General features: G+C 49.5%; 12 protein-coding genes. 7 read left to right on the top strand and 5 right to left on the bottom strand.

Going from position 1 to position 15,149, the window contains the following annotated elements; translation table 11 throughout:
* The first annotated feature begins 1 nt into the window (after position 1).
* The 4 genes from PTW35_RS25080 to PTW35_RS25065 all read left to right on the top strand — a co-directional run bounded on the left by PTW35_RS25080 (position 2) and on the right by PTW35_RS25065 (position 4,642).
* A complete protein-coding gene (locus tag PTW35_RS25080) occupies positions 2 to 1,285 on the top strand; it encodes an allantoate amidohydrolase (protein ID WP_281027948.1) in 1,284 nt (427 codons plus the stop codon).
* Positions 1,285 to 1,788 (top strand): putative 4-hydroxy-4-methyl-2-oxoglutarate aldolase, encoded by a 504-nt coding sequence (locus PTW35_RS25075; protein ID WP_281029145.1) that lies wholly within the window; start codon positions 1,285 to 1,287, stop codon positions 1,786 to 1,788. The genes PTW35_RS25080 and PTW35_RS25075 overlap by 1 nt, the downstream gene beginning before the upstream one ends.
* Positions 1,785 to 2,318: a hypothetical protein gene (locus tag PTW35_RS25070; RefSeq protein ID WP_348637741.1), complete on the top strand. Its 534-nt coding sequence runs from the start codon at positions 1,785 to 1,787 to the stop codon at positions 2,316 to 2,318. The genes PTW35_RS25075 and PTW35_RS25070 overlap by 4 nt, the downstream gene beginning before the upstream one ends.
* A gap of 245 nt (positions 2,319 to 2,563) precedes the next feature.
* Complete coding sequence (locus PTW35_RS25065; protein ID WP_281027947.1) at positions 2,564 to 4,642, top strand: DUF4962 domain-containing protein; 2,079 nt, start codon at positions 2,564 to 2,566, stop codon at positions 4,640 to 4,642.
* A gap of 231 nt (positions 4,643 to 4,873) precedes the next feature.
* Here PTW35_RS25065 and nagE read toward each other — a convergent pair whose 3' ends face one another.
* Positions 4,874 to 6,328, bottom strand: coding sequence for an N-acetylglucosamine-specific PTS transporter subunit IIBC (gene nagE, locus PTW35_RS25060; RefSeq protein WP_281027946.1), 1,455 nt, complete (start codon positions 6,326 to 6,328; stop codon positions 4,874 to 4,876).
* A 195-nt stretch (positions 6,329 to 6,523) separates the two neighbouring features.
* On the opposite strand from nagE, the gene PTW35_RS25055 reads away from it, so the two are divergent.
* The gene (locus PTW35_RS25055) at positions 6,524 to 7,456 is read left to right on the top strand and encodes a LysR substrate-binding domain-containing protein (protein WP_281027945.1); all 933 of its coding nucleotides are present in this window, start codon (positions 6,524 to 6,526) and stop codon (positions 7,454 to 7,456) included.
* A 424-nt stretch (positions 7,457 to 7,880) separates the two neighbouring features.
* Positions 7,881 to 9,410, top strand: coding sequence for a hypothetical protein (locus PTW35_RS25050; RefSeq protein ID WP_044620651.1), 1,530 nt, complete (start codon positions 7,881 to 7,883; stop codon positions 9,408 to 9,410).
* Positions 9,411 to 9,551: 141 nt separating this feature from the next.
* Here PTW35_RS25050 and PTW35_RS25045 read toward each other — a convergent pair whose 3' ends face one another.
* Positions 9,552 to 10,448 carry a LysR family transcriptional regulator gene (locus PTW35_RS25045; protein WP_044620652.1) on the bottom strand — a complete coding sequence of 299 codons (897 nt, stop codon included), beginning with the start codon at positions 10,446 to 10,448 and terminating at the stop codon, positions 9,552 to 9,554.
* 158 nt (positions 10,449 to 10,606) lie between these two features.
* Between PTW35_RS25045 and PTW35_RS25040 the strand changes: the two genes are divergently transcribed.
* Entirely contained in the window at positions 10,607 to 11,863 is a 1,257-nt protein-coding gene (locus tag PTW35_RS25040) for a D-amino acid dehydrogenase (protein ID WP_281027944.1), read from the top strand.
* Between the two features lie 287 nt (positions 11,864 to 12,150).
* On the opposite strand, the gene PTW35_RS25035 is transcribed toward PTW35_RS25040, so the two are convergent.
* The 3 genes from PTW35_RS25035 to PTW35_RS25025 form a co-directional block, all read right to left on the bottom strand.
* On the bottom strand, positions 12,151 to 12,333 hold the full coding sequence (locus tag PTW35_RS25035; protein ID WP_039464950.1) for a hypothetical protein: 183 nt from the start codon (positions 12,331 to 12,333) through the stop codon (positions 12,151 to 12,153).
* 186 nt (positions 12,334 to 12,519) lie between these two features.
* Positions 12,520 to 13,611, bottom strand: coding sequence for an agmatine deiminase (gene aguA / locus PTW35_RS25030; RefSeq protein ID WP_281027943.1), 1,092 nt, complete (start codon positions 13,609 to 13,611; stop codon positions 12,520 to 12,522).
* Between the two features lie 16 nt (positions 13,612 to 13,627).
* Positions 13,628 to 15,052, bottom strand: coding sequence for an APC family permease (locus PTW35_RS25025; protein ID WP_281027942.1), 1,425 nt, complete (start codon positions 15,050 to 15,052; stop codon positions 13,628 to 13,630).
* Positions 15,053 to 15,149 lie beyond the last annotated feature (97 nt).

Here is a 15,149-nt window from a genome sequence, read left to right as displayed (position 1 = left end):
GATGACAGATACAAGCTTCCGCCAGTTGGCTGAAACCGTGTTAGCCCAAGCTGAGCACCTTGCCATGCTGAGCGAATCAGCAACTGAATTAACCCGCTGCTACCTGACCGAACAGCACCAGCAAGCCATTCAGGCGCTCCATCAGTGGATGCAGGACGCGGGGATGCAAACATGGACAGATGCGGTGGGCAATGCCTGGGGACGGTTGCCAGCTTCAGAGAGTCAAGTTAGAGACACTTCATTGATCCCTAGAGTTATTATCGGCTCCCATATTGATACAGTCCGAAATGCAGGCAAATATGATGGCATGTTGGGGGTATTAGCAGGAATCGCGGTTGCAGAAAAACTCAACTCGAGAGCCTTACCGTTTCATCTTGATGTGGTGGCTTTCGGTGACGAGGAAGGGACGCGCTTTGGACAAACATTGATTGGCTCATCGGCAGTTGCCGGTGAGTGGAATCCCAATTGGCTAGAATTGGTTGATGATAATGGAGTCAGCTTAAGTGAGGCGATGGTTGAGTTTGGTTTAGCGCCTCGTGAAGCAGCAATAGCCAGTTGTGCCAAAGAACCTGTGACTGCTTATTTGGAGCTTCATATCGAACAGGGGCCAGTATTAGAAGCTGAAGACCTGCCGGTTGGTGCCGTGACCGGTATTGCCGGAGCCAAAAGGTATCAGTTTGAAGTGACAGGAATGGCAGGTCACGCTGGCACTGTACCAATGACGAAGCGGCAAGATGCGCTGGCGGGTACGGCTGAAATGGTGCTGGCAATAGAAACGGTTGCCAACAACGTCAAGGATGTCGTTGCCACGGTGGGGCAGGTTTGTGCTGCGCCCGGGGCGGTGAATGTGATTGCGGGCAAGGCGGCTTTTAGCCTTGATATCCGCAGCCTAGATGAAGCTGAACTTGCCAAGGCTGAACGTGCGATCTTCCAACAGATCGATGCTATTGCTGCACGGCGTGGCTTGGTTGCGAGCTATCAGGAAATTCACCGAGCAGCTAGCGTTGAGTGCGCTCCCGAGCTTACTGGGATTATTGCCGCAGCCTGTGAGATGGTCACCAGAAAAAGTCCATTGAGCTTGCCAAGCGGCGCTGGCCACGACGCAATGGCAATGGCACGTTGCTGCCCGGTAGGCATGGTATTTGTACGTTGTGACAAAGGGATCAGTCATCATCCAGCCGAAGCGGTTCAGCTTGATGATGTTGCGGTTGGCCTGGAAGTGCTATGTGAATCGGTACTTTCACTGGCTTTAGATAAAGAGAGTACGCAGGGAGGCAAGGAATGATGAGTGAGCTAATGGATCTACTACCTGAACTCTGTGATGCATATGGTGACGATGTCACGCTGGTCCCCATTCCTTTCCTGCACTATGGCGCCAAGCCGATCTTTTTTGGCCAAGCCGTTACCCTGCGCTGCTTCCATGATAACCAGCTGCTGATTGATACTTTGCAGCAGGACGGCAAGGGGAAAGTGTTGGTGGTTGACGGCGGTGGCTCGTTGGCAAGAGCTTTGATTGGTGATCAATTTGCCCAACTGGCCATTGATAATGGCTGGGAAGGTATTGTGATTAACGGTGCGGTTCGTGATGTTGCCCAGCTATCCCAAATGCCTATCGGTATTAAGGCACTGGCACCTTGCCCTTTTCGAGCAGACAAACTTGGTAAAGGTGAGTTGAATGTTCCCTTGTTGCTGGCTGGGACGGAAGTGGAGCCGGGCCAGTACATCTATGCCGATCTTAATGGGGTATTGGTGAGTATATACCAGCTGATGGAAAGCACTCCAGTGTGAGCGATACCTATAGCCTACTATTAAAGCTAGTAACTATTGTCAGCAAAGAGAGCCGTATTGTGAACATAGTGAACGTCGACCAAGGCAATATGCAGGTATACCTCAATTTATCGCAGCCTTATGAAGCTGAGTTTTCTGTTTATACCAAGAAGGTGCCAGATGAGAATGGTCTGTTCTTTAGGGACACCCTGATTGGCGGCAATGTCAGAGGCTTTTTACTCTATATCGATAATGCGCCGGCAGGATTGGCAGCTATTGCGGAAACCTCACAAGGCCACTATGAAGTCTGTGATTTCTATGTGGTGCCTGTTTTCCGCCAGAATAAGATGGGGCAGCAATTTGCCCATCAACTGTTCACCATGATGCCCGGTGACTGGGAAAGCAAGCAAATTGAAGGTGCTGTACACGCGATTGCTTTTTGGCGGCGGGCAATTAGTGCCTTTACCGGTGATCAGTTCGTTGAAGATATTTACCAAGATTCATACTGGGGGGCTGTAACACGTCAACGTTTTTCAACCTTGCCTTCCTGACTCTCAGTTCAGGCATTATCCCCCCTGTATGGGGGGAGTTTCCTTAGATCTCGTCGAAATCTAGCATGTTAACCATGGTAATAAGAGGCCACTTTGATGGCGTTATGGTGCTTTGAGATCTGTTGTCATATCACGAAATAGATAAAAAAATGTGTCAGGGTGGTGATTATTTCCCTTATTGTATTACAATAGCATTAATTTATTTTCGACTCCCCCATACACTTTTATTGAATAAGAGAGTTAGCATGAGCAACCAAAAGTCTCTTGATGCGATCAGGAAGATGAAGCTGGAGAACGATACTTCAGCGGGTAACCTTGTAGACCTACTCCCTATCGAAGTACAGAAACGTGACTTCGACCTTTCTTTCCTAGACAACTTGAGCGAAGAGCGTCCTCGTCTTCTGGTTCAAGCGAAAGATCTGGCAGATTTTAAAGCGAAGGTGCAGGCTGACGAGTCATACTGCATGTTCGACGATTTCTGGAACAACTCGACAGTTAAGTTCCTTGACACCGAACCATACGCAGAGCCTAAGCCTTACCCAGAAGAAACAGTAGGTAAAGCGTCGCTATGGCGTCCTTACTGGCGTCAAATGTACGTTGACTGCCAGATGGCTCTAAATGCTACACGTAACCTGGCCATTGCCGGTATCGTGAAAGAAGACGAAGAGCTGATTGCAAAAGCTAAAGCTTGGACGCTGAAGCTTTCTACTTACGATCCAGAAGGCGTGACTTCTCGTGGTTACAACGATGAAGCAGCATTCCGTGTCATCGCAGCAATGGCTTGGGGTTACGACTGGCTACACGCTCACTTCACAGACCAAGAGCGCCAGCAGGTTCAAGATGCACTGATTGAGCGTCTAGACGAGATCATGCATCACCTGAAAGTAACGGTCGATCTGCTGAACAACCCCCTGAACAGCCACGGTGTTCGTTCTATCTCTTCTGCGATCATCCCAACCTGTATCGCGCTATACCATGACCACCCGAAAGCGGGTGAGTACATCGCATACGCGCTAGAGTACTACGCAGTTCATTACCCGCCATGGGGCGGTGAAGACGGTGGCTGGGCGGAAGGCCCTGACTACTGGAACACCCAGACGGCATTCCTAGGCGAAGCGTTCGATCTGCTGAGAGCCTACTGTGGCGTAGATATGTTCAACAAGACATTCTACGAAAACACCGGTGATTTCCCGCTTTACTGTATGCCTGTCCACTCTAAGCGCGCGAGCTTCTGTGACCAGTCATCAATCGGTGATTTCCCAGGTCTGAAACTGGCTTACAACATCAAACACTACGCAGGTGTTAACCAGAAGCCAGAGTACGTGTGGTACTACAACCAGCTCAAAGGCCGTGATACCGAAGCACATACCAAGTTCTACAACTACGGTTGGTGGGATTTCGGTTACGACGATCTTCGCTTCAACATCCTGTGGGATGCACCAGAAGAGAAAGCACCGTCTAACGACCCACTGTTGAAAGTGTTCCCAATTACGGGTTGGGCGGCGTTTCACAACAAGATGACCGAGCGTGATAACCACATCCACATGGTATTCAAGTGTTCACCATTTGGCTCTATCTCTCACTCACACGGTGACCAGAACGCATTCACCCTGCACGCATTTGGCGAAACACTAGCAGCTATCACTGGTTACTACGGTGGCTTCGGTGTAGACATGCACACCAAGTGGCGTCGTCAAACGTTCTCTAAGAACCTGCCCCTATTTGGCGGCAAGGGCCAGTACGGCGAGAACAAAAACACAGGCTACGAAAACCACCAAGACCGCTTCTGTATCGAAGCCGGTGGCCAGATCACAAACTACGATACAGAATCTGATGTGAAAATGGTTGAAGGTGATGCGACGGCTTCATACCAGTACTTCGTCCCTGAAATCGAGTCTTATAAGCGTAAGATCTGGTTCGTACAGGGTAAAGTTTTCGTCATGCAGGACAAGGCAACACTTTCTGAAGAGAAAGACATGACTTGGCTGATGCACACGACATTCGCTAACGAAGTGGCTGACAAGTCATTCACTATCCGCGGTGAGAAGGCGCACCTGGACGTGAACTTCATCAACGAGTCTGCAGACAACATCCTTTGTGTGAAGAATGTTGAAGGCTTCGGCGACGTTGACCCATACGAGTACAAGGATCTAGAAATCCACCGTCACGTCGAAGTCGAGTTCGGCACGGCCAAAGAGCACAACATCCTAACGCTGCTAGTGCCTAACAAGAACAGCGGTGAGCAGGTTAAGGTGTCTCACAAGCTTGAAGGCAATACGCTGATGCTATCTGTTGACGGCGAAACGGTCACTATCGAGCTGTAACAGCCAAACTGTTTAACGTCTGTCTGAGAGACAGTGAAAAGGTCCTAGGTTGATAAACCTAGGACCTTTTTGTTGCTGTCACATGTCACTAAAGACCAGCAGATAGGGTGAGAGCGAAACATTTTGTGCATCAGGGGGAATGGATGTGCTTAACATCTCGCTCTCGGGGGAACCGTTTGGACAGTTGGTCCTTAAGCTATTAGCTCACCAAGTTATGTGTTCACCAAGGAATTAGTTCAACAGGTTTTTCATTTCCTGGGCTACTTTATCGACCTTACCCATACCAACGATAACTTGTAGGCCGCCAGAGCCGATGGTCACCACACCGGCAGCGCCTAGTGCTTTTATGGCTTCTTTGTCCGCGATGGAAGAGTCTTTTACCGTCAAGCGTAGGCGGGTAATGCAGTTATCTACCTCTAGGATATTCTCCTTACCGCCGATAGCCGCGATGTAGGCATTGGCCAGTTCGCCCATATCATCCTTGTTGATACCTGTTTGCTCAACTTCGCCACGTCCCGGTGTCATCAGGTTGAATTTGGTGATAGTCACGCGGAATACGCTGTAGTAAAGACCAAAGAACACAAGACCTTGAACAATCAGCATATACCACTTGGTTGCTAGCGGGTTCTGGCTCGATAGAACTAGGTCGACAAGGCCTGCTGAGAAGCCGAAACCTGCCATCCATTCCATGCTTGCTGCGATGTACATCGAGATACCGGTTAGAACTGCATGGATCAGGTAGAGCACAGGGGCAACGAACATGAAGCTGAATTCAAGTGGCTCTGTGATACCAGTAAAGAAGGAGGCCATCGCCGCAGCCAGCATAATAGAGAAGACTTTGTCCTTATTTTGCTTGTCGGCACAGTGATAGATAGCCAATGCAGCACCCGGTAGACCAAACATCATAATAGGGAAGAAGCCAGCTTGGTACATACCGGTTTGACCGACGACGGCTGTACCATTGGCAATAGATTGTGCACCGCCAAGGAAGTTCGGGATGTCATTGATACCGACAACATCAAACCAGAACACAGGATACAAGGCATGGTGCATGCCAATAGTCAGCATCAGGCGGTTGAAGAAGCCGAACAAGCCTGCGCCCAGCGCACCCATGGATTGAAGTTGGGTACCAAACGCAATTAGCGCATCATAAATAACCGGCCAAACGAATAGCAACACGCTGGCAAGTATGATACCGGCAATAGAGGTGAGGATCGGAACCAGGCGTTTGCCGCTGAAGAAAGCCAGTGCTTTTGGCAGTTCGACTTCATGGAATCGATTATAGATTTCAGCCGAGACGATACCGACAAGGATACCTACAAACTGATTGGCAACCTTATCGAAAGCCGCAGGTACGGTATCGGCAGGGATCCCTTGAAGCTGGGCAACGACTGCCGGGGAAAGTAGGGTTGTAAGCACCATAAAGCAGACATAACCGGACAATGCAGCGGCACCGCTTTTATCTCGACTAAGGCCAAAGGCAACACCAATAGCAAAGAGCACTGCCATGTTATCTATTATGGCTGCACCTGATTTAATAAGTAATGCTGCCGCGACGCTTTCAGAACCCCAGCCGACAGGGTCCATCCAATAACCAATTCCCATCAGGATAGCAGCAGCAGGTAGGGTTGCTACTGGTACCATCAGGGCCTTACCGACCTTTTGTAGATATCCAAGTATATTCATGACTTACCTTGTTATTTTGTGAGATAAAGAAACTTTTTCAGGCAGCACAATCGCATCCTGCAGTCCACTTGCCAGAGATGAACCGTGAATTTATGGGGTGTAATAGTCGGAAAATTCTGGGCAGCGGACAAACGAAAAGTGCAGTACAATGCATTAAAATATTTAATAGATAGATGTGGCAGGAATGGTGAACGGGTGGAAAAAGTAGAACGAAAACAACAGTTACTGGCCAACATGCATTCATTTAGCGTGGTGGCTAAATACCTGAGTTTTACCAAAGCGGCCCAGGAGCTGAACTTAACCCAAGGGGCGGTAAGTCATCGGATTAAAAACCTAGAAAAGCAGTTGGGCTTTCCGTTGTTTGTAAGGTTGACCCGCCGAATGGAATTGACGCCGGAAGGGGAAAGGTTGCTTCTGACCTTGAATCAGTCGTTTGAGAGTATTTTCAGCGAACTTGAAGACATCATCAGTAATGATTTGAGTGGTGAGCTCTATATCGGTACATCTCCTGCGTTTGCCACTAGCTGGTTAATGCCGCGAATTGGCAAGTTCCGCGAGCAGTATCCGCAGCTCAATTTGCGGCTGAAGGTAAAAGGCTACCGACCTGATTTTAAGTATGAACCGCTCGATGCCGCTATTTTTTACAGCAGTGGACATTATCCAGACTGTTACAGTTCTCGGTTGTTTGATGAACGACGTATCCCCGTATGCTCGCCTCACTATGCGCGGCAGTTTGAACTGAATAACGGTGATATATCCCAGTTGGAGGAGGTGACCTTTATCCATGGCGAACGCTCGCAAATTTGGTCCCGTTGGTTTGAAAAGATGGGGAAGGATATTAATTGTTACCGTAAGACATGCACCTTTAATCTCTATGAGCACGACATTATGGCGGCGAGGCAGTCACTCGGTGTCGCAATGGGGCGTCTTCGCTTTGTCTTGCCCTATTTGAAATCGGGTGAGCTTGTTGCGCCATTTGAGTCGATAAATAACGGTTTAGGCTATGACTTGGTGTGCCCGGAAGGTATGCAGAGGCGACCTAAATTCCAGGCTTTTTCCCGTTGGCTTGGTGAGGAAGTCGAGCAAGAAAATCACTTTGATCTCGATAGCGCGGACATACCCAGATAAGCTGCAATTTGAATATATAAATATGTCCAAATGTTAAATTGATTAGCGCATCACAGATTGTTTCCGTTTGTGAAAGGGGTACACTTACTTGTGAAATTATGCACTAGAAGTCTTTGGTGGGTGGTCAAATTTATTTACTTACTAAAAATAAAGGGCTTTTTCTCAACCTAAGGACAATATCTAACAGGGTGTAGTTTCATATAAATAAAACCTAACCGTTTTTACTTAAACAGTAACGATTGAATTGCACTGTAACACTTTTGATGTAGTGATAGCCGTTTTAGTTATTCCACAATATGCCGGGGCTCCAAACGTTGTTTGGTGCCTTTTTTTTGAGCGCAAGGTTCAATGAGCAAGCAAGGATGCTTACAGGTAAATAAGTCTAATTACCGCTTATTTATGAGCGGCTTTATTTGGAGTTTTGATGGAAAACTTATCCTATCTAGTGGCTTTCAATCACTTGTTTTTCTCCATGGTTGCTGTAGTTATCATGGTTTTACTTGCACGTACCGTCGTTGCGGGCACTAAGTACTCAGCAGTATTGATGATCGTAGTTTTCGGCCTGCTGATGGGTACGCTATTTGTGGAAAGTGGGCTTGCTCAACCTGGTTTGAGTGATTTTCCTGTTATTGTGCTGCTGGGGCAGACCACAGTGATTGCGCTTATTGCGTCCTTCTTTGTGGGGGGACAGGAAATCCGCCGCTTGTTGATGAAGCAACTGGGCTCTGTTGAAAGCTTAGTTGAACCGGGCAAACATGAAGTCTTTGTTGGTACGACGAGTACACAGTTGGTTTATGTGATCCGTGCTTTCGTGCTGCTGATGAGTATCGAAATGGTTTCTGCGCTGATCTCTGGTCGCAGTGGCTCGCACCCTCTCGGTGAGTCTTACATGGCGCTTGCATATGTCGGCATGACGATCTCTCTGATCCTGATTGATAGCAAAGCGAAAATTGCCAACAGGCGCAGTTACCTAACGCGCGGTGTGGTTGAAGTTATTGCCATTATTGCGGTATTGATTGTTTCGCTACGTATTTCGCAGTTGGTTTCGGGCTTTATCGGCCTGCCACAGATTTTCTTTGCGATGGTACTTTCTTCAGGGCTAGGTATGGCAATGCCCAAGTGGAAGTTGGGCCCAACCATGAACGCGCTACTCTTTGCCGGTATTCCAGTGGTGCTAACCGGTAGCTTCCTCGTGGGCGGCTCGCACATGATGGAAGCGTTTAATATCCCTGGCCTACAAAGCGTGATTGTATACGGTTTTGCTGGTCAGATGTTCTGGATGTTCGGTGGTCTGGCTATCCTTATTTTCCTAGCGAAAGCAAATCACGTTCGTAACCTGGCACCAGGTATGGCCGGGGGCCTATCGCACTCAGGTTTGACCGGCGCATGTACAGCGGGCGACCTTGGTGCCACCGCGGCAGGTCGAGCTCCGATCATGATTAACGTGCCTTTCCTTGGCCATATCTTTGTATTTACTATCCTGGCCGCGAGCGCTGAAAGCGGCGTTCTTCTGGTGCAATGGGTGATACCTCTCGTTCTTGTTGGTCTGGGCTGTGTATATCTTGCAACCAAGAATCTGCGTAAGGCTGATGGCAACGATGAGATGGAAATCAAAGGCTTGATGCAGTTCTCATTCGGCTGGCAGATCACCGCTGTATTCGGTAGCTTTACCATCCTGCACTTTGCGGGTATGCCAATCGAGAATGCCTCAATGGCAGCGGCATCTGGCCTATCTCACTTTGGTTTGTTTGCAGCTACTCAGGGCGGCATGTTCGGTGCCGAAGCGGCTAGCATGATCACATTTATCTTTGCGACGCCATTCCTGGTTCACCCGCTGGTCTTTGGTCTGTTTGGTAAAGCTGCAGAGAACGGTGGTGAGATGGTTAGCAAAGCAGTAATGGCTGTCTTTATCATCGGTACCCTGGGTGTGCTTTATTCTGCTATTTCAGTATAAACACATCCGTTACTTGCTCGCCTTGTAACTTAGCAGCCTTATAACGGAACTAAGTCACCGCCTACCGCTCCCGAGTCGAGCTTATGGCGGTGACTTTTTTTAATCTATTTTTGGGTCTTCTATTTTGATTTTGCTGCCTTTTCAACGATTGGTCTGGATTGTGATGGTTTGACTTAACCACTGGCAAAAGCACTCAACAGCGAATGTATTGTGCTGCCGGTAGAGGAAATAGCCGGCATTGGCCTTAATGGCGGAATAGGGGGCAACTAGGCGATTTTGCTCTATTTCATTCCCTAGTAGCGCCTGCCTAGCAAGGGCGACGCCAAGTCCGGCCTCGGCGGCTGCCATCGCCATATCGGTGCGGTTGAAATAATGCCCCTGCGGCAAATGGGAGAGCTTTAGCCCGATCGAATCGAACCAGACCTGCCATTCCTGATCTTTCTGCGCACCCTGCCACGGCATCGCATCGTGCAGCAAAGTGACTTCTTGCCATATGTTTTCTGATTGCCAATTGAAGTTATTGAAATACATCGGGCTCATGACTGGGATAAGGTGTTCTTCAAGCAACAGTTCACCGTTGTTTGTATCAGCACCGAACTGGCAGTAATCAATCACCAAGTCCACATCATCACATTTGTGATCAACCAGTGCACCATCGGCAAAGGTTTGTACTTTTAGTTCAGGGTATTGGCGGTTGAAGTCATGGAGTTTGGGCACCAACCACTTGAAGGCAAACGAGGGCGTGAGTTTGAGTCGGATCTCCGAGCTGGTTTCCGGTGCTTTTAGCTCTGTTAATACTTGTTTGATTTGCCCAATACTCAGATCAACCACGTTGAACAGCTGCTTGCCACTGTCGGTTAGGGTCAGTCCTCGTGAATGACGATGGAATAAAGTGATATCCAGCCGCTGCTCAAGTTGTTTGATTTGCTGACTTAATGCCCCTGTCGTGAGGTGCAGCTCCTGCGCTGCTTTGGTCAGGCTTTGATGCTTGGCGACCACGGCAAAGGTTGCCAGGCCGGCAAATGTACTTGCTCTCACATTGCACCTCGAACTTGTTGATAGTCGGAGTGTTTAGAATTTCTAAACACAGCCCTTAAATAATATCGATTGTTAGCAGAATGTAAATAAAGGATTCTTGCTCGCACAATAATGCGGTCATAAATCCAGATTGGCTGGAATGATTTACGAGGATTCTGATGGAAGTCATTGTATTGGGTAGTGGGGTGGTGGGGTTGACGTCGGCATGGTATCTGCGCCAGGCTGGCCACGATGTCACGGTAATCGACCGCCAGCCACGCAGCGCAGAGGAAACCAGTTTTGCCAATGCAGGGCAGATCTCTTATGGCTACTCATCGCCTTGGGCAGCGCCTGGCATTCCGGTCAAAGCCATGAAGTGGCTGCTGCAGGAGCACGCGCCACTGAAAATCAAGCCCTCGGTTTCGCCCGAGTTATATCTCTGGGCCAGCAAAATGCTGGCAAACTGCAATACGTCTCGCTATCAGGTCAATAAATCTCGTATGCTGCGTATCGCCAACTACAGCCGGGAGTGCTTAAAGCAATTGCGCAGTGACTTTGATTTGCATTATGAAGGGCGCCAGCAGGGCACACTGCAAGTGTTCCGTACTCACAAGCAATTGGAAGCGGTAGCCAAAGATATTGAATTACTGGCCGAAAGCGGTACCCGTTATCAGGAGCTCGATGTTGCTGGCTGTATTGCGGCCGAGCCTGCTTTGGCATCGGTAAAAGACAAGCTGGTGGGCGGATTGCGCCTGCCGGATGATGAAACCGGAGATTGCTATCTTTTCTGTCAGCAATTAACAGAGCTGGCCAGGCAAGCGGGGGTGATTTTCAGGTTCGATACCGAAATATCTCGTTTGGTGGTGGAAGATAATCGGATCAGCTCGGTACACACCAGTGTTGGAGAGCTCAGAGCCGATGCTTTTGTGGTGGCGATGGGAAGTTATTCTCCGCAGGTTTTGTCCCAGGCTGGTATTGTGGTGCCGGTATACCCGGTGAAGGGCTACTCGCTAACCATGCCGGTTAAAAACAGTGACGCTGCACCTATCTCGACGGTGATGGATGAGACCTACAAGGTAGCGATGACTCGATTTGACGATAGGATCCGAGTTGCCGGTACCGCAGAGCTCGCAGGATTTGATTTGGGCTTGGCCGAGAAACGCAAAGCCACTATTGCCATGGTGATTCAGGACTTGTTCCCGCAAGGCGGCGAGATAGAAAAAGCCGAGTACTGGACAGGGCTAAGGCCGATGACGCCTGACGGCACGCCGGTGATAGGTAAAACCCCGATAAAGAACCTGTTTACCAATTCCGGTCACGGGACGCTGGGCTGGACCATGGCGTGCGGCTCGGGCAAGTTGCTGGCCGACATTATTAGTGGCTCAGAAACGGATATCGATAAGACAGGCCTGGATGTGTACCGCTATATCAACTAAGCCGGAACGCTGATTTTGAAAGGATTATTGCTATTTATCTCTGTTTTTGTCTTTGTTGCGGTTCATGAATTTTTCGATGTAGTGTATCGCAATGAAGCAGATAGCCGCTGCGAGCAATAGGATGATTAATATTTGAGTATTGAAATCCATAAGCTCCTCATGAGCCTGTTAGGTAATAGAATTATTATAACCTAGCAGCTTGTCGGATAGCGCTATGTGGGGAGGGAGTGGGTACTTGAACTGTGAAGCCGCTCTATGAAAACGGCTGCACGTTGTATTTTGCTAGCTCAGCAATTGCCTTTTTTGGCTTGGCCTGGTGGGCAGAAGTTACCGTTGCCGTGGCTATGGTGTTCATCTTTGGTTGACGCCTTGATGGTTACACCGTCAAGCTCGCCCTCAACATGGGTGAGTTGGCAGCCTGTAAGGGTCACAGAGGCAAATAGCGCTAGCAGCAAAGTGATTTTTTTCATCGTCAAAAGAGCTTAAGTAAAACTAGGGTGCGCACTGTATATTTTTCGGGCAGTTGTTGTGTCAGGGGAATGTCAGCGGCAAGTTAGTTTGAACCATAAATGAAAAGCGAGCCTGTACTCACAGGCCCGCTTCAGTATCTATTCATGAAGTTTGGGCGGCAGGGACTTCAAATTGAGGCGTGGAGATCAGGCACAGGGAACCTGCTGGGTAATGCAGTGGATGTTGCCGCCCCCCAACAAGATCTCCCGGGCATCAACCCCTGTAATTTTGTAACCCGGATACAGATCGTTGAGCAGATCTTCAACTTCCGAATCTAGCTTCTCATCCAGCAGCGGGTAGACAATTTGGTCATTGGTCACCAGATAGTTGGCATAGGAACCCGCAAGACGCTCGCCCGGTGTGCGCTCCATCCCCTCAGACACATCAACACCGCTGGCTTCGTTTTCGGAGATAAACAGTGGCCCCGGCATGGGCAACTTATGCACCTTTATTCGGCGGCCTTTGGCATCGGTTTGGGTCTCGAGCACGTCCAGCGCCCGGCGCGAGATGTCATACTGCGGATCATTCTTGTCTTCACACCAGGTCAAAACCACTTCACCGGGGCGGACAACATGGATCAGGTTATCGACATGGCCATTGGTCTCGTCGTTGTACAGGCCGTTTGGGATCCAGACAACTTTTTCTACCGCGAGGTAATCATAAAGCACTTGCTCAATTTCCTCTTTGGAGAGATCTGGGTTACGGCTAGGGTGAAGCAGGCACTCTTCTGTGGTGTAGAGGGTGCCTTCCCCATCTACGTGAATGGAACCGCCTTCGAGAACAATGGGGGCACGGTAGCTGGCATCGCCATGGAACTCACACACTTTCTGCGCAACCGCATCGTCTTTGTCCCAGGGGAAGTAAAGGCCGTCGACCAACCCGCCCCAGGCATTGAAATGCCAGTCGACACCGCGCCTGTGGCCTTGGTTATCGACCACATAAGATGGGCCGATATCCCGCATCCATGAATCATCTGTGCTCATCTCGACCAGGCGGATATGATCCGGCAGCATTTGACGGGCATTCTCAAACTGCTGGGCACTGACCACCATATTCACCGGGGTTGATTGGGAAATGGCTTGTGCGACTTTGACAAAGGTTGATTGGGCCGGTTTACCACCAAAGCGCCAGTTATCGGTGCGCTCTGGCCAAGCCATCCAAACCGCAGCTTGTGGCTCGTGTTCGCCGGGCATTCTGAAACCATCTTGCCGAGGGGTAGAATCAATTCGTTTGCTCATGGCTAAACATCCTATTTTAGTGGCTATGAGAAGGGAGTTGGTTTGGTCTTTCTTTTGATTGGGCGTTCTTTTTGGCGACCGCAAGTTTTAGCAAATATTCGCCGATACCAACGGTCAGGATGACCCCCACAAGTACCGGTGCACTGTATGACCAGTTAACGGTCATATCGATCAGCTCAGGGAAGATGAAGAGGATCACCGCCTGGGCAATGACAGCGAAACAGATAATACTCAGTACCCACTGGACACCGAGACCGCCCGGTACGCGGAAAGGACGTTCGGTATCAGGGTCACTAACACGTAGCTTGAGGTACGAAGGAAACATAAACAGGTAAGGCAGAAGGAAAATACAGCTAGAGAAAGCAAATACTGACCAGAATAGATCATCACTGGTTTGGGCAAAGACGGCATAGGCCAGAATGACCACGGTCGATAGCATACCGGTAATGTTGTTGGCCCCGACTGGGGTGTCGTATTTCTCTGATACCTTGGCAACTGCTTCTGGCAATTCGCCTTCACCGGCAGCTTCTGCAGCGGCACGGCTGGCCCCCATGGTCCAGGTCACCATATTGCCGATAAAGGTAAGTAGTGCCATGGTGCCAATGAGGTACACCATCATGGTGCCAAATGCGCCGGTGCCAAATAGCTTGCGCAGGGTATCGACGATGCCGGCAACCAGGCCGATATCCTGAACCGGCAGCGCCATCAGGATCCCCACGGTGCCGAATACATACAGGAAGGCGGTGATGGCAGCGGCAAGGAAGATAGACTTCGGCATGTCGCGCACATTCTTCATTTCCTTGGTCATGGTAGCGACGAGCTCAAAGCCCATCAGGTTGAAAACCAGTGCGGGTAGGAACGCTACCCCGGTATCGAGGCTTGGCATCATGGCAGACAAGGTGAATTCGTTTGCGACACCATGCTCGGCGGCATAGAAGAATCCTCCGAAGCCCAGTACGGCGATAACCGTGACCTTGAGTATGGCCCCGACGTTGGTGACCCATACCCCGACATCAACGGATACATTGCAGATCCAGATGGTTAGCCAGGTCAAGGCAATGCAGATAGCAATCTGCCACATCAGGGAGAGCCCCGGAAAAAAGAGTTCGGCGAACATGCCGGCAAACATGATGTAGACAGCAGGCATCCACAGGCCAACGTTGATCCAGTAAAACCAGGTGGTTCTAACCGCCCATTTATAGCCGAAGGCCTTTTTCACCCAGTCGTAAATACCGCCATCGCCCGGGTAGGTAGTGCCGAGCTCAGAGGTGATTAACCCGTAGGGAATGACGAAAACAATGAGGGTGACCAGCCACCATCCGATAGCACTTACACCAATGGAGGCCGATGCGGTTAAGGTATCGACGACGATAACAGCACATAGGCTAAAGAGGGCGAGACTGCCTACTCCCATCTTTCCGCCTGAGGTTTGTGTTTCCATAATTATATCTCCGTGATTGTTACACGTTATTTATGCTTGATGTCTAATCCTTTATTTCACGGAATAAATCTTATGCCGAAGGTACGTCGATATTCGT

It is taken from the genome of Photobacterium sp. DA100, assembly GCF_029223585.1.
GTDB lineage: Bacteria > Pseudomonadota > Gammaproteobacteria > Enterobacterales > Vibrionaceae > Photobacterium.
The sequence above is the reverse complement of the archived record's forward strand: the minus strand, read 5'-3'. Positions and strand labels throughout refer to the sequence as shown.